Below are 19,600 nucleotides of genomic sequence, written 5' to 3'. Positions count from 1 at the left end.
GATAACACCATACGAATGAACATTTTACGCGGGTATTTGTAACATCAAGTTGAACACAACACCATTCCTCTCTGGCCTGTTCAATGACGTTGTGTATGTTCATAAAGCACCAATGAGCTTAACTTTCTTCGCTTGAATTATCGTGATGTTCAACAACCATCACGGATGACCTACGCGGATGATTGTATCGCTTACAAAACCATAATGAACATAATCCTAGTGGCTTTTTGACCGCATAAAATCTCGAAAAATCGTAAATTCCGCTATGGTATTTTAGCTCAAGATCTCGATAAATTTCTTTTATCTTAACGACTATTTTTATTCGTTTTACCCAATTCAGTTTCTCCCCCATAGTCGCGGAAAATTCATCGTTTCTTCCACTATTTAGAGGCTCCTGCATTGGACAACATCCAACAAACAACTCGCATAACTGTTCCGGTTATTGCATTGTCTTTTTACGCGATCGCTTCAGGCTATTTAATGAGTTCATTACCATTAATGTTGTCTGAGTATGGCTTAGACAAAAATCTATCGAGTTGGTTGGCGAGTGCATTCTATGCAGGGCTTTTAGCCGGTACGTTATTGATTGAACGTGCGATCGCACGTGTTGGTCACAGAGATGCGTTTGTTATCGCTCTGGCTATTTTTATCGCAACGATCCTTGTGTTACCACTCATCCCACATCAAGCGGTATGGTTATTAGCCCGCTTTGTCGCTGGTGTAGCGGTTGCAGGTATCTTCGTGATTGTAGAGTCTTGGTTAATGAGCGGTGACGAATCTCAGCGCGCGAAACGCTTAGGCGTTTACATGTGTTCGCTATACGGCGGCTCTGCCGTTGGCCAACTCGGCATCGGTTACCTTGGTATTACAGGTGGCGTACCTTTCATCGCAATGTTCACCTTGTTGTTTGGTGCAATCATTGTGTTGATGTACGGACAAGCGACAGCACCACAAATTCACGATGCGCAGTCTTTATCATTAAAGCAAATCAGCAAACTTAGCCACAGCGCTTTGATTGGCTGTATTGTATCTGGATTAACACTTGGATCTATTTACGGACTGATGCCTGTTGAGCTCGCTCAACGCAACATCGCACATCAAGATATTGGCGGTTTGATGGCGTTAGTGATTATGGGTGGTATGGCTGTTCAGCCGATGGTGACATGGTTATCTCACCACATAGGACAAGTGTTATTAATGGCTCTGTTCTGCCTACTAGGGGTTGCAAGCATTGGTGTACTAACGATTAACCATGATTTTTATGTTCTTGGTATGAGCTTGTTTGTGTTAGGTATGGCGACTTTTGCACTTTACCCAATCGCGATTAACTTGGGTTGTCGTAACTTAGACCCAAGCTATCTAGTGTCAGTGACTCAGGTTATGCTGTTGTGTTACAGCATCGGTTCTGTCGCTGGCCCATTGGTTGCAGATAGCTTTATGGATTCACAAGCGGGATTATTCACTTACCTGTTCGCGTCTCTACTCGCTACAACGATCTACATGTTGATTGCTAGCTTAAAACGCTCTCCTCTACAGATTGCAGGCGAGTAAGTTCGAATGGCAACTATCCTCCTCAGGTAGGATAGTTACCTCTAGAGCTCTTAGTTATGACTTTCCGTCTAACGAAGAGCTCTTTTTGTTTGATGACTTCTGAGCAAAAGTCGACAAAAAGCATCAATATTAGAAATAGAGGTGTTCTTCAGGTTAAGGCTGAAATATGTAGCCTTCGCCAGTAATGGTAATGATTAGGCCATCCCCGAATAGTGATCTGATCTCAGATATCGCAACAATCACTGACGAGTTAGTGACTGACCCATTCTCCCAGCCAATCTTCTTCAATTGCCCGACACTGAACAACTTCCCTCGATGTCGATTCATAAACAGAATGATCTTACGATACGCTAAAGGCATGGTAGCCAGGACATAGCCGTTTTCAACATTGCGAATAAGTTTGGTGTCGAGTTCAACTATTTTTCCGTTGAGTTCAAGTATTACGTTGTGTTCAGAGTGGTGAGTATCTATTACAGGATAGGCGTCCATTTTTATACAATTCCCTTACGATATAGCCAGCAACAAAGTTAAATTCAGTCATTTTTGTATAACGTCGCTTATAAGTGGACGTTTAAAATCGAAGATAATGAAAGCAGCGTATACGGTAAAGAGATTAAATTTTTATTATTAATATATGAACAGGATATCAATAAAGGGAAATTAATCCTCCAGTACATAACCTTCGTTAGAAACCGTTTTTATACAACGACAGTCTAAGATCCTTCTTATCTCGTAGATAGCAACCAATACTGAAGCAGATGTCACGGCTTTACCCGACCAACCTACACGCTTCAAAACTCGCTTACTGATTACATGTCCTTTATTTTGATACAAGTAAAAAAGAACCTTACGATGAGGCTCTGAAAGCGTCCCTATTATCGAGCCACACTCCTGCTTTCGGACGATCCTCGTATCAGATTGAAACTCTTTTTTATTTAGAACCCACTTAGACGGAAGTTTAAAATCGTCTACGTGATCCGCTATTTTTTGTATGGATTCCTCACGTTTCATAAGCAGTTGTCTTTTAAGATATTTCCAATATTATCGAATGGTACAAAAATACTAAATTGATAGATCACTTAATACCGTACATTTACTGCAAAATTGATCTTGTGGAATTGTTCTAAGAAACGAATTTTTAGTGGACAACCAGTATTACCCGGTAAGTCGATGGCTTTTACGGTATTGGCTTGGAGATAAACCAAAATGCTTTTTAAAGCGATGTGAGAAGTTATAAGGATCTTTGTAACCCAAGCGGTTGGCAATCATCGACACCGACCAATCTTGGTATTTTAACAAACTGGTCGCTTTATCCATTCTTAGTTGAATCAACTTGCTGCGTGGTGATAGGTCGAAGAGCGTCTTGGTAACTCGATTAAGCTGCTCTTCGCTGATAAACACCCTTTGAGCCATACCAGCTACTGTCCATGGTTGATGCAGACTACTTTCAATTTCATTATAGAGCGCTTGAACACGAGCGGTGGTGCTTGTTGATTTAGGTTCAAAACCCGTCAACGTTCGGACTATTTCACTCAAGAGTAACTTACGGTAACTGGCTCGGCCCCCTATCTCAAAGTAAACCAAGTTCATTAATGACCAGATCTGCTCACACTCTCCAAAAGGCACAATCCCCTGACCTAAACTTGCTATGTGTTGCCACTGCTTAGTATCGGGGGTCAACATCCACGCCATTTTCCAATAGTTATATTGCGGATCGAGTTCAAAACGAAATGGGGTTCCGGCAGGAAGAACCACCAGCGTATACGGTGTAATCGCTTGTACTGATGTCGTGGTTGTTAGAATGCCGCCACCTTCCATAGTGAAAATCAACGTATGAACATTAACGGATTCTCGCTCAACCCAATAACCATCGTATAGTTTTGCCATACCGCCCATATAGACACCAAAGCTTTTCATCTCTGGGATATCTTCAACGGTCAAAAAACGTTCTTTGCAATGTTCCGCGAGAAAAACATCATCTTGCCACGTTGATTTAGGCTCCATGGTGTCAATGACGGATTCGCACAGGTTTTGTTGTTTTTTAAACATGTTGTTACTTCGCTCAAATCACTATAGTTCTGCCATAAATCGGAGAGCTTATGACAACTAACATCAACCCTAACTCATCTATGAATAACAAGCCAGAGAGCATATTACCTCGTATCGTTAAACTTGGTTTACCTGTAGCTTTGCAAAGTGCGCTGGTTGCTATTCTTGCCCTTGCTGACGTCTTGATGGTCAGTGATTTTGGTATGGAAGCAGCAGCCGCTGTGGGAATCGCATCAAAATGGCACTTCGTTGCGATTATGATTATGGCAGGGTTGGCCTCAGCAAACGGTACATTAGTTGCTCAATACTGGGGAAAGAATGACCGAAAAAGTGCACGTACCGTGTCATCTATCGCGATGGTGTTTGGTTTAAAAGTTCTGCTGCCTGTTACAGCAATCATCACTCTTGGTTCTCAGTTTTTAATGATGTTGCAAACTAGCGATCAAACCGTGATTGAGCTTGGAGCGACTTACCTTTGGTATGGGTTCCCTGTTCTACTTCTAACTCACATTGTAGTAGTGGTAGAAGCAAGCATGCGCTCATCAGGTGACACCGTAACTCCACTATTGTTAGGTGGTATTACTATTGCACTCAACATTGCGCTTAACTTCGTTCTAATTAAAGGGGCTTTCGGCATTCCAGCAATGGGCGTTGCAGGTGCTGCATTGGCGACAACCTTAGCGCGATTGATTCAAGTGGGCTTAATGTATAGCTACATGCGTGTGCGTAAACACTGGCTGCTAACCACCCCAAGCTCACCACACCGTCCATCACTGTGGCTTTCTTACCGTCGTATTGCGTTGCCGCTAACGATGAATGCCGTGTTGTGGGCAATGGGCACAATGGCATATCAAATGATCTTTGGTCACATGGGCACGACTGAACTTGCGGTGTTCTCGATGCTCGCACCGTTCGAATCGCTGTGTTACTCAATATTCTTTGGTATTTCGGTGGCGTGTTCAGTATTGCTTGGCCATTCGCTGGGCCGTGATGAATTTGATGATGCTATGAGCATGGGTCTAACATTCATTAAAGCCGTCGTTGGCTTTGGCGCTGTCGTTGGCATGCTACTGTTTATGGGTAAAGAGCATGTTCTATCATGGTTAAACCTTTCTACAGATGCATTGTACCCGCTTGCTTCGCCAGCAATGATGATCATGTGTTTTGCAGTGGTGATTCGTATGCTCAACATGGTGATCATTAACGGTATTATTCGTGCTGGTGGTGATAACGCTTTTTGCCTTCGCATGGATTTCATCGCGATGTGGATGGTGGGCATTCCAGTGTGTGTTTATGGCGCGTTTGTCGCTGGATGGGATTTCAAATACATCTATGGCCTGATGTTGGTAGAAGAAGTGGTGAAACTGGCAATATGCTCGCACCGCTACTTGAGCCGACGCTGGATCAACAATCTCACAGTGACCTACGACGAGCCTCAAGCGGTGTAGCTTTATACATAAAGTATTCTTTCTACAAGACTGCCTTCTGATAATGCAGTTAGCAGAAACACAAAAGGTCTGAGCAATCAGACCTTTTTCGTTTCTTCTGCGACCACTTTAAAGCACTAGTTACTTCTTGTTCATTCGGATATGGCGATTAGACACATTCGGCAGTGGCTTCTCTGGCACTTTATGTTTCTCATGAATCAAATGCCTGATCGCTAAAATCGGATGCTTAAGTAGCATTCTTGGCCCTGCATAGCGCATCACTAAACGCATCTGCTCTTTAGGATCAGGCTTATAACAATGAATCGGACACTTGTTACAGGTCGGCTTTGCTTCGCCATAAGGGCATCTATCAAGTCGTGTCTCTGCATAACGCAACAGTTGCTCACACTCTTCACATAACGCGTTATTCTGACGAACCGCACCGTGGTGATCTTTACAGTAGATGTGCACCATCGCAATAACGGTTTTGTACTCCGTTGCGAGTTCGCCTTGTAGAATGTTGTTATGTTGGAACATGATTAATTACCTAATGAGAGACCGTACAGGTTGAGTTCTAGATCTAAAATGATTATCCTCCACCGCATAAACTAAATACAAGGCTATGCAGCAATGAACCGTAAGAAAAAAATCAATCAAATTCTAAAGAAAAGACAGAAACAGGCGAATTCTAAACTGCATGGTAGCAACAAGCCTCGCTATATTTCTAAAGCTGATCGCGCAAAAATGGAAGCTGAAGAACAAGCGAAAGCCGCTCTAGAGCAAGCTGAGGGTTCAGTAGAGACAGCGGTTGAAGCAGAAGAAGCTGGTATTGAAACTAAAGAAAAAAAAGCTGCAGAGTAAACTTTTGACTCACGAGATACTCTTGCTCAGCGCTCAGATCAGAGCCTGTAGACAAGAACATAAAAAGCAGCCTCTATTTGGGCTGCTTTTTTGATCCTACCGTATTAACCTAGCGACTTAGCTATTCAATTAACCTTTGAATGGTTTAACTTCCCAACGTGCGAACGGCACTTTTGCATTAATCCCTGCTCTTCCCCAGCGGTCTACCGAGTCAACTACAAGAATTCGCTCATTAGGCACCAGCGACTTAATCAAAGTCGTCGGCTTTTTCGCTGTCACTAACCATAGCGCGTCATCTTCAGAAAACATCGCTTTGAGTTTGGCCTTGTCTTGTTCTGTCCATTCCAGTTCAGCTTTGAACATACGTGCTTCAACAAACAGTTGGCTACCAGAAGCAAAATCTTCCAAGCTTTCTGAAAGTAACAATACTGAATCTACGTCGTTATCCAATAATACCGCTTGTTGCTTGTTAATCAGTTCACGCACATCCAACATCACACGTTGTAGGTTGCTATCAATCGTCTCTGCTTGCGCTGGCCACAACAACTTAAAGTCGTCAGCCACGATAGCAGCCATGCGCGTTAGGTTGGTTGGATTTAACCAAGCATACTTAGACACTTCACCACTTGATAGCGTCAACGCGGCAACACCTTGTGCTCGCGGTGTAATAGCTTGAGCGGCATCCACCTCAACCAAGCGGATATTGCCTTGCCTTGCGTATACAAATGTAGGATCCGCTTGCCAAATAGATGACAGCGTTAACGCAACGGTCGCCTTCTCTCCTGACTTAAGCACCTTGCTTTCACCCTTAGTGCCAAACCAGTTAAGTAAGCGATCAATGCCGTAACGTTTTGGTGGTAGGTATTCAGTGGTAATGTCAGTGCCTTTGGTTAGCTCTGTTGCCAATGCATAAGTCACAGGTGTGCTCGTTAAGATATCTTCTGCATTAGCGTTCAGTGACACCACAGATCCAGCCATTAACACACTACCAAGTACACCCACTTGAGCCGCTGTTTTTACTGAGCTTGAAATACGATTCATCAAAGGAGTCATGGTTATGCCTTTCTTATAATTCGGTATAGCGTTGCCGCTAGGAAAAACGTTGCAGAAACGATGATTATTGAAGCGCCTGACGGCACAGGCAGTTTAAGTTCCATCGGTAATACCGTTCCGACTAAACATGCAATAGTTGCCAGCAACGCAGAAAGCAAAACAAAGCTCCCCATGCGTTTAGTCAACAATCGCGCCGTAGCACCCGGAATCAATAATAACGCACCAACCAAAACAGCACCCACGATCTTCACCGCAGCAATCGTCACCAAAGTAATCATCATCACAAACAGGTAGTCATAGAAGCTGGTGTTATAGCCGCGCACCTTGGCAATATCCGGGCTAATACAAGTGAGAAGAATACGGTTGAACGTCGGTATCAAGAGCAAAATGATGAGCGCGCAGCTGCCTGCGAGAATTGCTAAATCTTGGTCTGTTACCGTCAGAATCGAACCAAATAACACGTTCTCAAGCATGTGGATATTGATCTTACGCGCCACGTACATCAGCAATGCCGCACCTACTGCCAATGCTAGCGCTAGAAACACACCAACTAAGGTGTCGTATGGCACGTTGGTTCTGTTTCTTACAAAGTGAAGAAGCAAAGCAAAGATCATACAGAAGCTAAACAGACCAATAATTGGGTTTTCTGGTGGCTCGCCAAGCAAAACACCAATGGCAATACCGGTTAATGCAGCATGACCTACCGCTTCAGAGAAGAATGCCAAGCGTTTAGCAATCACCAAAGTACCAAGGCCACCTAATAACGGGCCAAGTAACAATGCGGCAACCAGTGCATTTACCATAAACGCATACATGAAGCTGTCTGATAACCAACCCGCTTCAACGCCACTAGTGGCAAGTTGTCGTAACCACTCCATTACGCAACCTCCTTCGATTTGGTGATGGCAGATCCACTGCTATAGTGCTGGAACAGACTCTCGATTTTAGTCGGGTGTAGTACTTGTTCATGTGGACCACTATCCACCAAGAATCGATTCACAACATGTACATTCGCTTCAAGACGACGTACTGCGGTTACATCATGGTGAACAGCAAGAATGGTACGCCCTTCATTAACGCATTCACGAACTAGCGATTCTAAATAACGAACGCCTTGTTCATCCATGCCAGTCGTTGGTTCATCCAACACCAACAAACTTGGGTTATCCAATAATGCTTGTGCAAACAACACGCGTTGCTGCTCGCCACCCGACAATTGACCCATACGGCGGTCGCTACGAGTCGCCATTCCCACACGGTCGAGTTGCGCTAATGCAAGATCCAATTGCTTAGACTTACGACGCCAAAACAGCGGAATTCGAGTTTGGTTAAGCAGGACGAAATCCATTACCGTCAGAGGTAAGCTCGATTCGAAGGTCGCTTTTTGAGGAACGTAACCAATGCTTGGCTTTTCTGGCCAATGAATATTGATTTGACCAGAAAAAGGCGTCAAACCGAGAACTGAACGCAGCAAAGAGGTTTTGCCACCGCCGTTTGGCCCCATGATCACATGGCACTCACCCGCTTTAAGCTCTAGCGTGATATCATCAAGAATCACGTTATTGTCGTATTGCAGACCGAGTTGGTTAATTGAAATCGATGGACCTTGCATTACGCCTTCCCACTTTTAGCCTGGTTAGCCGCAGCAAATTTCATGGCTTCGATTAACGTTTCTAAGTTCTTCTTCATCTCAACTTCTACCTTATCGTCTTGATACTCACCGTGCGTCATGTGAGAGAAACGGTAAAGCTGAACGCCTGTTTCTGCTTCAATCGTGTCAACAAAGCGGTTTGGCATGTTTAGCTCGTAGAACAGAACATCAATGCCTGATGCGCGGATTTTCTCGATCGTATCTTGCAGTTGGCTCGCACTTGGTTCAACACCGTGTGCAGGCTCAATCACCGCCGCAACATCCACACCAAACTCTTGAAGGATATAGCCATAAGCATTGTGCGTAGTCGCTACTTTCATACCTGATGTGTCGAGTTCGCCTAGTGACAACATCGCATCGCGCTTCATAAAGCGAAATTGCTTGGCGTATTTACGTGCGTTCTTGCGATAAAACGTAGCGTTGTCTGGGTCGAGCTTAGAAACTTCGCTCGCGATGGTGTAAACCTTTTGGATTGTTGTAGAAAGTCCAACAAACGTATGTGGGTTCACTGCGCCTTGGCCAACAGACTGGCCTAATGCAGGAAGTAGAGGTACTTCTTTGTTCGCTTCAATAACCATTAAATCATCACGTTGCGCAGCTGAAATGACTTTTAATGCGAAGTCATCGTGGCCAATACCGTTTACCACGATTGCATCCATCTGGCTCAATCGCTTCAAGTCATTCGGTTGTGGCAAATAATTATGCGGGTTAAAGCCAGCATCAACCAAAGGAAGGATGTTCACTTTGTCACCTACCACTGCTTTTACGTAGCTATAGTAAGGCTGTAGGGTAATGCCTATCGTCAACTTATCGCTGTCGACTGTGTATTCTTTTGCCAATGCATTGGGTGTCGATAGCACCGCCATTAACGACATCAATAGAGTCATGAATCGCATAGTAAATCTCTTATTAGTGAGCATTTTGTTTTTCGAGAGTCCGGGATTAATGTGAAGAAGCTTCATGCTGATCAGCAACTTCTGACTCATTCACCACCAATTTCCAGCCTGCAGATTCCAATGTATTTTCATCAAATTGAGTAGGTTTGCTTGCGACACCACCAAAGAAAATCCAGATTTCCGGAGAAACACTATTCGCATTCAAAATAAAGGAGTCCGCGAAGCCATGATCGCTTTGTGCAGCATATTCACTTGATGTAGCGTGTTCACTTGGCGTAGAAAAGTAGTAACCACGCTCGTCCAATAACCAAGTATGAGAACCTTTGCGTTTCCAACTCTGGTCTTCAACAAAAGGCGCGACCCATTCATCTTTAAGTGACACAACACTTGGCCAATCGCCGTCTAAGTCCATACGAAGATCTCGAATCTCTTCATGAGCCAAACGGAGTTCTGACAGCATCGCCAAGTTTTCTTGCTCAACATCAGTCACCAAGACTTGGTGATCAAGGGTCACTTCGATATGAGATTCTGCTTGATTAAACGGAATAGCAACCGTCGCAAAACAAAGGATGAATATAATGATTAGGCCAACCCACTTGCCCTCTCTTCCGCCTGTGTCAGCGCGTACACTTTGAATCATCATTTTTCTTTGATCTCTACAACGTCGACTTCAACAGGAAACTCGTGACCTGAATCAAACACGAGGTAAAACTCAGAATTTGGGTTTGGAAATTCGACAATAGAGCGTTTATCCGTCATCTCTTTCGCTATCAAGTTGTCTTCATAGTCGTACATCGCGACTGCGTAATCTATCGCTTTACTACCATCAGAGTAACCTGCCTCACAGGCAACCGTTTTGCCTTCAAACCAACAGCTCATCAATGGAAAGTGTGCTTGCGCAGGTAATGCCGCTAAACCAAGCCCCAGAGCTAAGCACGGAGCAATTATGGTGTTTGCTTTTATTGTTATTTTCATCGTTCGTACCCTCGCCACGTTACAAATTTTCAGTGGTATACTGACCGTTAAAGGGCTCTAATGAGCCCTTGTCTTTTTTATCTAATAATCAGGAGCTTTCTCCCGATAAAACCGACTATTGAAGCAATGCTTCGAATGTCAGGTGCACATTCGTACTTGCTTTGTCTGCCAGTGGGTTGTCAACCAACTCACCTTTGTAGTTCGCTTTCATTACGTAACGACCCGCTACGTCTGGAGTAAACGTGATTTCACCGTTTTCATCGCTCACTACATCAATCTGCTCTTGGTGATTGCGGTAAAGCGTACCTTCACGAGTAATTTCCGCTTTCACGTCTTTCTGGATTTCACCGTTGTAGAAGAATTGGAATGTCACCGGTTCGCCTTCAACGATGTCTGAAGGGTGTGTAACAGGCTTCATTTCAAGAAGCTTGCCTTCAATTTTGAAAACTGAATCCGTTGGCTTGCCTACTGTGATGTAACTTTCTGCGCGAGTGAAACCAACTTGAGTTACCACGTCACGTGATTTTTCAGGTAATAAGGCATCACGCTCAGCTTTAGTCGCTTTAATCCATTTTACTGTGTCACGACGACCCGCTTTGTACTGTGTCCAGTACGTTGGTTCATTGTTGATTGCTACTTTGTGTGTACCTTCTTCCTCAAAATAGAAATCAAACATTGAGCGACGCTTGCCTTTTACAACGAAGTTAGGACGCTCGTTACGGCCATCAGGCATGATAACGAATGCTTTATCACTTCCTGCTGGCTTATCAAAAACAAACGTACCGTGGGATGCCGTCACATCAAATGTTAACCAGTCACCACCTTCTTTAGAAACGGTGAAATGAGAAGGCAAAACCCAACGAGGGTGAGCTTGCGCAGTCGTCGTTGCTGCTAGACCGAACGCCATTACACCTGCAAGAGCAAGCGCCTTTATTTTTGTCTGTTTCATCATGTTCAATTCCATTATTTGTAATCTTTAACCGTGTCGCTCAATGAGCGTCTACGATGGCTACCATTATTTATCGCTTCTTTATCTACTACTTAACGATATAGTTGAGCGTAATCTGACCGGTCTCTTCCGTTGGTTCTAATTGGTAAGAAGCATTTTTGTCAGTGAGTGCTACTTTTTGGCGAAGATAGTTTCGGCCACCATGTTCACGTACAACTTCAATATGAACCGTGTATTCACCTTGCTCTAACGATTGACCGGCATCATTTTTGCCATCCCAAGCAAAACGATATTGACCAACAGGACGTGTTGCGGAAGTCACCGCATCAACGAGTTCGCGGTCGTAACGTCCGACTTTTCGCCACCAACTTCGTAAATCTTTAAGCCATTCATCTTGGCCGACCCAAAGCTCGATCGTTTTCACTGACTTTCTTTCACTGTTCTCTACCCATATCGCTACGTAAGGGCGCTTGTATGGAGAAGCCTCAATTCTTGGTAACTCGAAATGCACATCGAGCTTTGCTGTGTCAGGAAGCACCTCAGCCATGCCTAAGCTTGGTAAAAGAGACAAAGCAAGGAGCGATTTACTCCAATTCATATTTTTCATGTTTAACAACCTTTCAAATCCGTTGCGCCTTTAATTCACCCTCACACCGCCTCATGGAACGGATAGCGGGTTACGGTACGGCGACAAAATAGATAGCAAGTGAAATTGCAGACCCAAATACCGTCCATTTAATAGAGGTATTAAGTGTTTTTTTCTTAGGTAACAGTAAGCACACACCTGTCAGTACAAAGAAGACCATCAATAGCGCAGTAATATCGATGAACCACTTCCACACTTCACCGCTATTACGCCCTTTGTGTAGGTCATTCAACAATGCAATAACGCCATAATTCGTTGTTTCGACTTCCACCATTTCAGAAGTCACATCGACGAACACAGAAGCGTTGTAGCCAGGTCCTTTGAAGTCCATAGACACTTCACCGATGAGCAACTCACCGTCTTCAATCTCTGCGTAGATGTCTAAACCCGAAGGAACGCCAGATAGGTTTGCTTCTTCAAACAAAAACGTTTCAAAAGCAGACTCGTCGGCTTTCAGTCGACCGTCTTGGATCGTAAACAAACTCGTGGGAAGCGTTAGCGTAGAGTGTTGGATATTGGGTTGGCTGGATTCAAATAGCTCAGGGCGATTAAGGGTGATGCCTGTCACTGAAAAGAAAAGAACAACAAACAACAGCGCCATAGAAATATAAACATGAAGTCGACGAGCCCATGATTGAACCGCCCTACTTTTTAACGACATACAAACCAATACCTATAGATTTTATGGCGACAATTTAGTTGATAATCATTCGTATTGGCATTCAATTTACATTATTTACGTTATCCATAATGTAAGTGGCCGAGTTACAAGTTATTACAGAACGCTCCTAAGAATACCGTTAATGTATTAAGCAACATTTGCTTAGATAAGGGTCATCATGAAAAGTTTATTGCTAGGGGTAACCATTCTTCTACTGTCTGCTTGTAATTCAAATTCAAGCTCGAGTTCACCTAAATCCACGACACCGACGGCCGTTGCTAGCGTTGAAAATGTGGCTGACAAAGCGATGATCAAGCAGATCGGAGCATACATGAAATTGAATTACTGGGATGGATATAATTACGCCAAAAGACCCCACTACCTGATTCGTGTCAATGCTAAAGATGAGCCTATAAATGCATTCATTATTAATCCTCAGTCAGTTCTAAAAAGTGCGACCAAGATCAGTTCAGCAGAATCTGGTGGTATGAAAATCTATGAATACAAAAAGGAAATGCATAGTGCCGTAACTAAGATAAACAACGGTTCAAATAACCTGTACACCTTCGACTTACTTATTGATGGTCACAAATACTACGCACAAAAATACACGGATGCAGTCGCTAACAATCAACACCCATTTACCAATGACCTTTTATTTGCGCCTCATGAGGTATTCCACATCTATCAAACCTCTTGGGCGAACAAAAGCAATTGGCGACAGGACGTTGACAATTACCCTACAACCAAAAGCATTATCCAAGACGAGTTAATACTCACCGAGCTGTTTGATGGACTACCTAGAAAATTGACTAAGGTGGAAGCTCGTGAGCTGTTGAAACAATATGTGGCAATTAGGCAACGACAAATGCTTAACGACAATACATCGTTGGTTGAGAACATGGCCCTAGCACAAGAACGCATAGAAGGCTCGGCAGAATACATCACCGTCTTAACAGCCAGAAAAGTATATAAAAACAATAGCTTGAGCTTCGATAAAGGAAGAAGTTTTAGCTTGAATCTAAAAAATAAAAAAGACGTAAAGTGGCACTTTGGATTCTACGTTTTTTATAACAGTGGCGCCTCTGTCATTTATCTTTTAGACCAACTTGGTTACAAAATAGAACAACTGGAAAAAGCAATGTCGCCTTACGACGCTGCATTATCTGTTGTCGGGCATGATGTTGATGCATATCAACGAGCACTAAAATCAGTAGGCTCTAAAGTCGCTCAATTTGAAAAGGACGCAATAAAATACTCTTCACTGAGATAACTCAGTATGTCCACTCCGGTTCGTCGGTATGTCACGTTTTCAGACAAAGGTTGGGGGTTAATCATGGCTAAGATAGAGATACTGCAATGGCGTGTTTACTAATTTAAATAACGCTGTTGTATATTTAGATATATGAATAATCATACTCACTAAAAAGGATTTTTAATGCGTATCTATATTCCCATTGCTATGATTTTTATCAGCGCTTGTACTAGCCAGATTGTTAGTACTGACGAACATATCGAGAGTTACATCGGTTCCAATATTACCGATGCGCAAGCTTTGTATTTAACGCCCCACTCTCAAGCCGTTACATTTTGGGAGTCACGCACATTTGCTTGGGTGGAAACTCAAACCTCACTCGAGAATGGTGAAATACAACATTCTTTCAAAAACCCCTATCGTGACTGCACCATTAACTGGATTGTAGACCAAAGCGGAGTGATCATTGCGGGATCACACAGTGGCGAGATGTGCAGCCCTTAACTTTGCCTTTGCTCATACCTCGATCAAACAGCAAGGCCTAATGAAGCACTAAGGCTCAATTTTATTCAATATATAAAAAAGGGTGTCATTTGAACAATCAAATGACACCCTTTTGCTTTTCTTGTTTCTAATATGCTGTTTCTTGTCTTCTGTTTGCTATGAGCGGTTAGACGTTTCCGTTATCACTGACTGTTCGTAGCTGAGTAAGATATTTGATCCACCCTTTAGCCTCAGGAGACGGTTCAATGTTGTTCGCGCGCTTAGCTTGAGCGAGAGCATTATCTAAGTTCTTCAACTTATACCATGAACGTACTTTCGCTAATGCAACGTCAGCTTGCTTGTTCTTGTCTTTCACTTTGTCTAAAACAACCAGAGCTCGCTTGTAGTAACCTTGCTGAACCAATAATTGAGCAACATTCCAATGGTATCGAGTGTTCATATTCGACGCTAACGTCCACACTTCAATAGCATTGTCCCACTCTTTCGCTAGCTGCCAGTAGGTTGCTTGCTCAGCCAGAAGTTGAACATCGCTGTTTGCGTCATCTAACTTGCTAATTTCTTGCGCAGCGCGCTCAGGGATGCCTCGTTTCGCGTACAGTTGAGCAAGTAGCCTACGGTCTGAATTATTCAGTTCAACACCTTGTAGCTCAGCAAGCGCTAAGGTATTCAACGCATCTCGGCTACGCTCTAGCCTTAACTGAATCCCGACCAGTTGACGCCACCAGTTGTCTTTTTCGGGTTGAAGTTCAACTAAACTTTCTAACGTAGGAATTGATTGCTTCCATTGTTTTAACTGTAGTTGAGCACCCAGCTTTAACGAGAGAGGCGACAACTGTGGTTTTGAATTGAACTTGTCGCGATTACCAATGGCCACCAGTACTTTCGTCCAGTTTTCAATTTGGTATTCAGCTTGAGCAATTCGCATCCATAGCGTGTCTTTCTTTTCAGTTTCCGGTGCTGTTTTAACGAGCTCATAATAGTGTGGTAATGCCGCTTTAAAATCCTGCTCGCTAAGCAGTAAATCAGCTAACATACGTTTCGTTACCCAAGCTTGTTCATCGACCAATAAGCCACTATCCACTGCATAAGTAAGCTGCTTGATTGCCGTCTCTGTTTTACCATCTTGCCAGTAAAACACACCAAGCATGCGAGCGACATAGGCTTTGTCATAGCCTTTAGATAACTCCAAACTAGCCAAAACCTCAATCGCCTGTTTAACCTGCTCCTCTTGAGCAAGTTTATTCGCCTTTTGAACACGAATAACGGTGTATTGGGTAAGCTCTTTTGCCTGTACTGTAAGGGGCATTATCAACAAGCCCACTAATATCCATATCTGTTTCATCATTTTGCCAACTTAAACTCTAGTTTCACGGTTTGACCAACCTGCGCTACCGCTTTTCCATCGACGACTTTTGGTTGATACTTCCATTTTTTAAGTGCTCTTATCGCTTCACGTTCAAACATACGACGTGGATTTGCATCCGTAACTTGAATATCAACAGAACGTCCTGTTTCATCGATTGTAAAAGACAAAATGACATACCCTTCTGCGCCACGCTTTAGCGCTTTTGCTGGATATCGAGGTTCAACTCGATAAAGCGGCATTACCTGTTGATTTGACCCAAAATCAGAAAATGTTGGAGCGTTAATCGCTAGGCCTTCAATTGAAGTATTCAAATCCAGTGAAGACAGTGAAGACATTGAATTCAGAGGCGTTACTTCAGCTTGCGACTGAGACGTTTGCGCTTGCGGTGGCGGCTCTGGCATTTCGGGTTGTTCCGGGACTGCACGTTGTCTTCTCTGTACTTCTTGTTCTTGTTCAACCATCACCATGTTGAAACTTAACGTCTCACTGTTGTCTGGCGAACGTTGGTGTCCATTATCGACCATCCAAGCCATGAAAGAAAATAGTGCTAAACCCAACGCTCCCGCTAAAGGTAATGCAAGAAATAGGCGAATCATTGATTAAGATCCTCCAAGATCATCGCTTTTCAGCTGCAAGCGCAATATTTTTAACACCCGCACCTTTGGCAGCGTCCATCACTTTAACAACCGTACCGTTATAAGCATGCTCGTCCGCCTGAATAACCAAAGAAGCATCAGGTTGTTCTAGCAACAAGTGTTCTAACGTCGCTTGAACACGTTCAACATCCACAACACGTTTATCTATGAAAATGTCATTCGCAGAAGTAATCGCGACAAAGATACCTGCATCTTTTTGGCTCACTACATTTGAAGCTTGCGGGCGATTGACTTCAACACCAGATTCACGAACAAATGAACTCGTCACAATGAAGAAAATAAGCATGATGAATACGATATCAAGCATCGAAGTAAGGTCTATTTGAGCCTCTTCGTTTTTAGAATGACGTCGACCGAGTCTCATCGTTGACTCCTTAAAGATTTTTCTAATTTCAATTCTAAGCGGTTACAGACTTTCGCTAAACGAGCATGAACAAACATGCCCGCTAATGCAGCAACCATACCCGCCATCGTTGGTAAAGTTGCCAACGAGATACCTGAGGCCATCAATTTAGGATCACTGCTTCCTTGAGTCGCCATGACATCAAAAACGGAGATCATACCGGTTACGGTACCGAGCAAACCCAACATCGGACAAATAGCAACTAACAGCTTAATAAAGTTCAAGTTTTGGTTAAGCAAGATACTCGCTTGCCCCAACCAACCTTCACGAATGGCTTTAGCATGCCAAGAAGAGTGATCTTCTCTTTCATGCCACTTTGTAATCCAAGCTTGGCGTTGCTTTGGAAAATAGAACGCGAGATAAAGCACACGTTCTACCACAAGTACCCAAAAAACGAGGACGACAGCCGCTAGCCACCACAGGACGAAACCGCCCTGATCCATAAAGTTTGATAAAGACAGCAGCCAGTTACTCGTTAACCAACTCGCTGGTAATAGAGAACCCGACAAAATATCCATTACGCGGCAGTCCCAACTTGTGAAACAACAGCGCTTGGTTCAATAGACTTCTCTGCCTGCTCAGCAACAAGGCCAATGCCCTGTTTCTCCAAAATATTACGAATGTTCTCTGACTGAGTACTCAGAATGTTGTGTGCCAATAGCAGTGGCATTGCAGCAACAAGGCCAAGTACCGTTGTAACAAGTGCCATCGAAATGCCGCCCGCCATTACTTTAGGGTCACCATTACCAAACTGTGTGATCACTTGGAATGTTTCTATCATGCCGGTTACGGTACCTAGCAAGCCAAGCATTGGTGCTAGAGCAGCTAGAAGCTTCAGCATTGATAAACCTTTCTCTAGGTGAGTTTGTTCATCCACTACCGCTTCTAAAAGTCGCAGTTCTAATGCTTCTACTGTTTGATTTTTCTCTTTGCTGTAAACCGCAAGAACACGACCCAGAGGGTTGTCTCCCGCTTGTTCAGGTTTTTTAAGTTGAGCGCGAATCTTCTGACGAGCGATAGCCAAAGAAATACCACGAACCAATGCGATGATTAAGCCAATTGCCAACAAGCCAAGAATAACTTTACCTACTAGGCCACCGGCTTGCAGACGATCAGCTAGGCTTGGTTCCAAAGCTAATTGTTCTAGCATGAATCCACGAGAAGGATCGACGACCACGTTAGACACTTCGCCATTAGCTAAAGTAGAAAGCGACGCCAGTGTTGGACCTTGTGAAGGCTGCTTCAAGTAAACTATTGCATCTTGATGTCTAGCATCCCACCATACGTAACCTGACTCAGCAACTAAGCCAATAGAACCCAGTCGATAAGCTTCTGCCTTTTCAGTGACCCCTTCACTATTAACTAGTGAAACTGTCGACTTGCTTATCTCTGAACTTGCTTGAATTTGCTCCATCATGCTCAACCAAAGACCTGTTAACTGGGGCATTGACGGTAATGATTTTGCGTCCACGATTTGATAAACAGTTTCTGTATACGCTGCGCGATCTACGTTAGTTACTGTATCCGTAAGCTCATGTTCAAGGTCTTTTGCATTTTGTCTTACAACGCCAAACAACTCACCTAAGCTACCTGTTTCTAAACGCAGTTTCTCTTCTAAACGAGCAAGCTTGTTTTCGTTATCACTGAATGTCTGAGTCAGAACATCGGTCGCACCTTGAATAGAGCTACGTTTAGCTTCAAGCTGTGCTTTGATCGCTTTGAGTTGTTGTTCTGTCTTTTTAAAGTCAGCTTCACGAATTACGTTATGAGACGCTTGCGTGCGACTCTCTGATTTTGCTTTGTTAACAAGCTGAGCTGTCGTGTCTGATGCAGAGAAAGCAGAAAATGAAATTGACGTAATGCAAAGCAATGCTGCTAATGGCTTTAAGTTCATTACTTAACCTCCGCAACAGTTAAAGAAACAGGTAAAGTAATTAAGCTTGGAGACGCTTGCTTATTAGCAATATCGTACGCTTTGTCCAACTCAGATTTCATCGAAGAATCCAACTCTTGCCATTGATCGCTATTTTGGTCCCAAGACCAATATTGGGTACCATTTAAGTTACGAGCGACCAGTGAAATGCGGCCAAGATGCAAAATATCAACTTCAAGCACTTTATCTTGACTTAACTCGACACGGCTTGAATAAGAACTTAGCTTAATACCGTAATCCACTTCAATTTGGTACGCCTCTAAAATACGGCGATATTTTTCAGCATCACTGACATCAGCACGAGTCATCATCGCTTTCAGCTTTTCAACGCGACGCAGACGGCTATTTGTCTTGAAAGGTAGATCGCTTTCAATAACTTCCCGGAGACCATCGATCATCTTGTACATTAAAGGCACAACACCTTGACGTGTTAGTTTGATTTCGTCGATCTGCCCTTCAATACTCTGCGCTTCTTGATCTTGGCTCTTAACCAATGCGGCAAGATGATCGTGATAGATTTCTAAATTTTTCACTTCTTCTTGCAGACGCTCAACCTCAGCTTGCAACAATAATGTTGCTTGTGAGCTTTTATCAATAACCTTTTGGCTCGAAGCCGACGCGTTATTGGTCTTGTTTTGAATTGATTGAGCTTGATCCAAGCTGTTTGCCATCGATGACGTTGCAACCAAACTGATGGCAAGTGCTAGGCTAGTTTTTAAAAGATTCATAATTGTAGTCATTTACTTTAGAAGAAGAACAAATGA

24 protein-coding genes and 1 pseudogene are annotated in these 19,600 nt (G+C 43.4%); 5 read left to right on the top strand and 20 right to left on the bottom strand.

The genetic code is table 11. The annotated features are described in order from the left end of the window. Nucleotides 1–191: 191 nt before the first annotated feature. A pseudogene (locus AB4513_RS23635) lies at nt 192–400 on the bottom strand (hypothetical protein). On the opposite strand from AB4513_RS23635, the gene AB4513_RS23630 reads away from it, so the two are divergent. Beyond that, entirely contained in the window at nt 400–1,551 is a 1,152-nt protein-coding gene (locus AB4513_RS23630) for an MFS transporter (RefSeq protein WP_017097622.1), read from the top strand. The pseudogene AB4513_RS23635 and the gene AB4513_RS23630 overlap by 1 nt on opposite strands. A 153-nt stretch (nt 1,552–1,704) precedes the next feature. Here the strand turns inward: AB4513_RS23630 and AB4513_RS23625 are convergent, their stop codons facing one another. From AB4513_RS23625 to AB4513_RS23615, 3 genes are all read right to left on the bottom strand, one after another. Next, complete coding sequence (locus tag AB4513_RS23625; protein ID WP_102258000.1) at nt 1,705–2,040, bottom strand: winged helix-turn-helix domain-containing protein; 336 nt, start codon at nt 2,038–2,040, stop codon at nt 1,705–1,707. Between the two features lie 171 nt (nt 2,041–2,211). Beyond that, complete coding sequence (locus tag AB4513_RS23620) at nt 2,212–2,562, bottom strand: winged helix-turn-helix domain-containing protein (RefSeq protein ID WP_102257999.1); 351 nt, start codon at nt 2,560–2,562, stop codon at nt 2,212–2,214. Nucleotides 2,563–2,706: 144 nt separating this feature from the next. Beyond that, nucleotides 2,707–3,600, bottom strand: coding sequence for a helix-turn-helix domain-containing protein (locus AB4513_RS23615; RefSeq protein ID WP_017097624.1), 894 nt, complete (start codon nt 3,598–3,600; stop codon nt 2,707–2,709). Between the two features lie 50 nt (nt 3,601–3,650). Here AB4513_RS23615 and AB4513_RS23610 point away from each other — a divergent pair, with 50 nt between their 5' ends. Beyond that, nucleotides 3,651–5,048: an MATE family efflux transporter gene (locus tag AB4513_RS23610; RefSeq protein ID WP_102257998.1), complete on the top strand. Its 1,398-nt coding sequence runs from the start codon at nt 3,651–3,653 to the stop codon at nt 5,046–5,048. A gap of 120 nt (nt 5,049–5,168) precedes the next feature. Here AB4513_RS23610 and AB4513_RS23605 read toward each other — a convergent pair whose 3' ends face one another. Continuing rightward, entirely contained in the window at nt 5,169–5,564 is a 396-nt protein-coding gene (locus tag AB4513_RS23605; protein WP_102257997.1) for a nitrous oxide-stimulated promoter family protein, read from the bottom strand. A 93-nt stretch (nt 5,565–5,657) separates the two neighbouring features. Between AB4513_RS23605 and AB4513_RS23600 the strand changes: the two genes are divergently transcribed. Then, the gene (locus tag AB4513_RS23600) at nt 5,658–5,888 is read left to right on the top strand and encodes a DUF2986 domain-containing protein (RefSeq protein WP_017101886.1); all 231 of its coding nucleotides are present in this window, start codon (nt 5,658–5,660) and stop codon (nt 5,886–5,888) included. A 129-nt stretch (nt 5,889–6,017) separates the two neighbouring features. Here the strand turns inward: AB4513_RS23600 and AB4513_RS23595 are convergent, their stop codons facing one another. The 9 genes from AB4513_RS23595 to AB4513_RS23555 all read right to left on the bottom strand — a co-directional run bounded on the left by AB4513_RS23595 (nt 6,018) and on the right by AB4513_RS23555 (nt 12,719). After that, on the bottom strand, nt 6,018–6,941 hold the full coding sequence (locus AB4513_RS23595; RefSeq protein WP_102257996.1) for an ABC transporter substrate-binding protein: 924 nt from the start codon (nt 6,939–6,941) through the stop codon (nt 6,018–6,020). A 2-nt stretch (nt 6,942–6,943) separates the two neighbouring features. Next, nucleotides 6,944–7,819: a metal ABC transporter permease gene (locus tag AB4513_RS23590; protein WP_009845395.1), complete on the bottom strand. Its 876-nt coding sequence runs from the start codon at nt 7,817–7,819 to the stop codon at nt 6,944–6,946. Beyond that, nucleotides 7,819–8,553, bottom strand: a complete 735-nt coding sequence (locus AB4513_RS23585) for a metal ABC transporter ATP-binding protein (protein ID WP_102257995.1) — start codon at nt 8,551–8,553, stop codon at nt 7,819–7,821. Before AB4513_RS23585 ends, AB4513_RS23590 begins: the two co-directional genes overlap by 1 nt. Next, nucleotides 8,553–9,488 (bottom strand): metal ABC transporter solute-binding protein, Zn/Mn family, encoded by a 936-nt coding sequence (locus AB4513_RS23580; RefSeq protein ID WP_102257994.1) that lies wholly within the window; start codon nt 9,486–9,488, stop codon nt 8,553–8,555. Before AB4513_RS23580 ends, AB4513_RS23585 begins: the two co-directional genes overlap by 1 nt. Before the next feature lie 46 nt (nt 9,489–9,534). Continuing rightward, a complete protein-coding gene (locus AB4513_RS23575) occupies nt 9,535–10,131 on the bottom strand; it encodes a DUF6162 family protein (RefSeq protein ID WP_102257993.1) in 597 nt (198 codons plus the stop codon). Continuing rightward, nucleotides 10,128–10,463 (bottom strand): hypothetical protein, encoded by a 336-nt coding sequence (locus tag AB4513_RS23570; protein WP_012600589.1) that lies wholly within the window; start codon nt 10,461–10,463, stop codon nt 10,128–10,130. Before AB4513_RS23570 ends, AB4513_RS23575 begins: the two co-directional genes overlap by 4 nt. Nucleotides 10,464–10,578: 115 nt before the next feature. Continuing rightward, nucleotides 10,579–11,415, bottom strand: a complete 837-nt coding sequence (locus AB4513_RS23565) for a DUF4198 domain-containing protein (RefSeq protein ID WP_017102108.1) — start codon at nt 11,413–11,415, stop codon at nt 10,579–10,581. 85 nt (nt 11,416–11,500) lie between these two features. After that, entirely contained in the window at nt 11,501–12,019 is a 519-nt protein-coding gene (locus AB4513_RS23560) for a DUF2271 domain-containing protein (RefSeq protein ID WP_102257992.1), read from the bottom strand. 70 nt (nt 12,020–12,089) lie between these two features. Next, complete coding sequence (locus AB4513_RS23555) at nt 12,090–12,719, bottom strand: PepSY-associated TM helix domain-containing protein (protein ID WP_032555053.1); 630 nt, start codon at nt 12,717–12,719, stop codon at nt 12,090–12,092. A gap of 178 nt (nt 12,720–12,897) precedes the next feature. On the opposite strand from AB4513_RS23555, the gene AB4513_RS23550 reads away from it, so the two are divergent. Together AB4513_RS23550 and AB4513_RS23545 are read left to right on the top strand one after the other, a co-directional pair. Continuing rightward, the gene (locus AB4513_RS23550; RefSeq protein WP_102257991.1) at nt 12,898–13,992 is read left to right on the top strand and encodes a hypothetical protein; all 1,095 of its coding nucleotides are present in this window, start codon (nt 12,898–12,900) and stop codon (nt 13,990–13,992) included. 165 nt (nt 13,993–14,157) lie between these two features. Next, a complete protein-coding gene (locus AB4513_RS23545) occupies nt 14,158–14,478 on the top strand; it encodes a hypothetical protein (RefSeq protein WP_102257990.1) in 321 nt (106 codons plus the stop codon). A 166-nt stretch (nt 14,479–14,644) separates the two neighbouring features. Here the strand turns inward: AB4513_RS23545 and AB4513_RS23540 are convergent, their stop codons facing one another. From AB4513_RS23540 to AB4513_RS23515, 6 genes are read right to left on the bottom strand one after another with little or no spacing between them, the layout of a single operon-like run. Further along, complete coding sequence (locus tag AB4513_RS23540; protein ID WP_102257989.1) at nt 14,645–15,823, bottom strand: hypothetical protein; 1,179 nt, start codon at nt 15,821–15,823, stop codon at nt 14,645–14,647. Then, complete coding sequence (locus AB4513_RS23535) at nt 15,820–16,440, bottom strand: energy transducer TonB (protein ID WP_009845405.1); 621 nt, start codon at nt 16,438–16,440, stop codon at nt 15,820–15,822. Before AB4513_RS23535 ends, AB4513_RS23540 begins: the two co-directional genes overlap by 4 nt. A 19-nt stretch (nt 16,441–16,459) precedes the next feature. Beyond that, nucleotides 16,460–16,864 carry a biopolymer transporter ExbD gene (locus AB4513_RS23530; RefSeq protein ID WP_004731145.1) on the bottom strand — a complete coding sequence of 135 codons (405 nt, stop codon included), beginning with the start codon at nt 16,862–16,864 and terminating at the stop codon, nt 16,460–16,462. Next, on the bottom strand, nt 16,861–17,421 hold the full coding sequence (locus AB4513_RS23525) for a MotA/TolQ/ExbB proton channel family protein (protein WP_009845407.1): 561 nt from the start codon (nt 17,419–17,421) through the stop codon (nt 16,861–16,863). The genes AB4513_RS23530 and AB4513_RS23525 overlap by 4 nt, the downstream gene beginning before the upstream one ends. Further along, nucleotides 17,421–18,797: a MotA/TolQ/ExbB proton channel family protein gene (locus AB4513_RS23520; RefSeq protein ID WP_102257988.1), complete on the bottom strand. Its 1,377-nt coding sequence runs from the start codon at nt 18,795–18,797 to the stop codon at nt 17,421–17,423. The genes AB4513_RS23525 and AB4513_RS23520 overlap by 1 nt, the downstream gene beginning before the upstream one ends. Next, the gene (locus AB4513_RS23515; protein WP_102257987.1) at nt 18,797–19,564 is read right to left on the bottom strand and encodes a DUF3450 domain-containing protein; all 768 of its coding nucleotides are present in this window, start codon (nt 19,562–19,564) and stop codon (nt 18,797–18,799) included. Before AB4513_RS23515 ends, AB4513_RS23520 begins: the two co-directional genes overlap by 1 nt. Nucleotides 19,565–19,600 lie beyond the last annotated feature (36 nt).

Origin of the sequence: Vibrio sp. 10N.222.54.E6 (assembly GCF_041473955.1) — a bacterium.
Taxonomy (GTDB): domain Bacteria; phylum Pseudomonadota; class Gammaproteobacteria; order Enterobacterales; family Vibrionaceae; genus Vibrio; species Vibrio tasmaniensis_A.
The sequence above is the reverse complement of the archived record's forward strand: the minus strand, read 5'-3'. Positions and strand labels throughout refer to the sequence as shown.

What these genes read in the sequence shown, in the direction of transcription:
- AB4513_RS23625 (WP_102258000.1), bottom strand. Translation starts at nt 2,040, where the DNA reads ATGGACGCCTATCCTGTAATAGATACTCACCACTCTGAACACAACGTA.
- AB4513_RS23620 (WP_102257999.1), bottom strand. Translation starts at nt 2,562, where the DNA reads ATGAAACGTGAGGAATCCATACAAAAAATAGCGGATCACGTAGACGAT.
- AB4513_RS23615 (WP_017097624.1), bottom strand. Translation starts at nt 3,600, where the DNA reads ATGTTTAAAAAACAACAAAACCTGTGCGAATCCGTCATTGACACCATG.
- AB4513_RS23610 (WP_102257998.1), top strand. Translation starts at nt 3,651, where the DNA reads ATGACAACTAACATCAACCCTAACTCATCTATGAATAACAAGCCAGAG.
- AB4513_RS23605 (WP_102257997.1), bottom strand. Translation starts at nt 5,564, where the DNA reads ATGTTCCAACATAACAACATTCTACAAGGCGAACTCGCAACGGAGTAC.
- AB4513_RS23600 (WP_017101886.1), top strand. Translation starts at nt 5,658, where the DNA reads ATGAACCGTAAGAAAAAAATCAATCAAATTCTAAAGAAAAGACAGAAA.
- AB4513_RS23595 (WP_102257996.1), bottom strand. Translation starts at nt 6,941, where the DNA reads ATGACTCCTTTGATGAATCGTATTTCAAGCTCAGTAAAAACAGCGGCT.
- AB4513_RS23590 (WP_009845395.1), bottom strand. Translation starts at nt 7,819, where the DNA reads ATGGAGTGGTTACGACAACTTGCCACTAGTGGCGTTGAAGCGGGTTGG.
- AB4513_RS23585 (WP_102257995.1), bottom strand. Translation starts at nt 8,553, where the DNA reads ATGCAAGGTCCATCGATTTCAATTAACCAACTCGGTCTGCAATACGAC.
- AB4513_RS23580 (WP_102257994.1), bottom strand. Translation starts at nt 9,488, where the DNA reads ATGCGATTCATGACTCTATTGATGTCGTTAATGGCGGTGCTATCGACA.
- AB4513_RS23575 (WP_102257993.1), bottom strand. Translation starts at nt 10,131, where the DNA reads ATGATGATTCAAAGTGTACGCGCTGACACAGGCGGAAGAGAGGGCAAG.
- AB4513_RS23570 (WP_012600589.1), bottom strand. Translation starts at nt 10,463, where the DNA reads ATGAAAATAACAATAAAAGCAAACACCATAATTGCTCCGTGCTTAGCT.
- AB4513_RS23565 (WP_017102108.1), bottom strand. Translation starts at nt 11,415, where the DNA reads ATGATGAAACAGACAAAAATAAAGGCGCTTGCTCTTGCAGGTGTAATG.
- AB4513_RS23560 (WP_102257992.1), bottom strand. Translation starts at nt 12,019, where the DNA reads ATGAAAAATATGAATTGGAGTAAATCGCTCCTTGCTTTGTCTCTTTTA.
- AB4513_RS23555 (WP_032555053.1), bottom strand. Translation starts at nt 12,719, where the DNA reads ATGTCGTTAAAAAGTAGGGCGGTTCAATCATGGGCTCGTCGACTTCAT.
- AB4513_RS23550 (WP_102257991.1), top strand. Translation starts at nt 12,898, where the DNA reads ATGAAAAGTTTATTGCTAGGGGTAACCATTCTTCTACTGTCTGCTTGT.
- AB4513_RS23545 (WP_102257990.1), top strand. Translation starts at nt 14,158, where the DNA reads ATGCGTATCTATATTCCCATTGCTATGATTTTTATCAGCGCTTGTACT.
- AB4513_RS23540 (WP_102257989.1), bottom strand. Translation starts at nt 15,823, where the DNA reads ATGATGAAACAGATATGGATATTAGTGGGCTTGTTGATAATGCCCCTT.
- AB4513_RS23535 (WP_009845405.1), bottom strand. Translation starts at nt 16,440, where the DNA reads ATGATTCGCCTATTTCTTGCATTACCTTTAGCGGGAGCGTTGGGTTTA.
- AB4513_RS23530 (WP_004731145.1), bottom strand. Translation starts at nt 16,864, where the DNA reads ATGAGACTCGGTCGACGTCATTCTAAAAACGAAGAGGCTCAAATAGAC.
- AB4513_RS23525 (WP_009845407.1), bottom strand. Translation starts at nt 17,421, where the DNA reads ATGGATATTTTGTCGGGTTCTCTATTACCAGCGAGTTGGTTAACGAGT.
- AB4513_RS23520 (WP_102257988.1), bottom strand. Translation starts at nt 18,797, where the DNA reads ATGAACTTAAAGCCATTAGCAGCATTGCTTTGCATTACGTCAATTTCA.
- AB4513_RS23515 (WP_102257987.1), bottom strand. Translation starts at nt 19,564, where the DNA reads ATGAATCTTTTAAAAACTAGCCTAGCACTTGCCATCAGTTTGGTTGCA.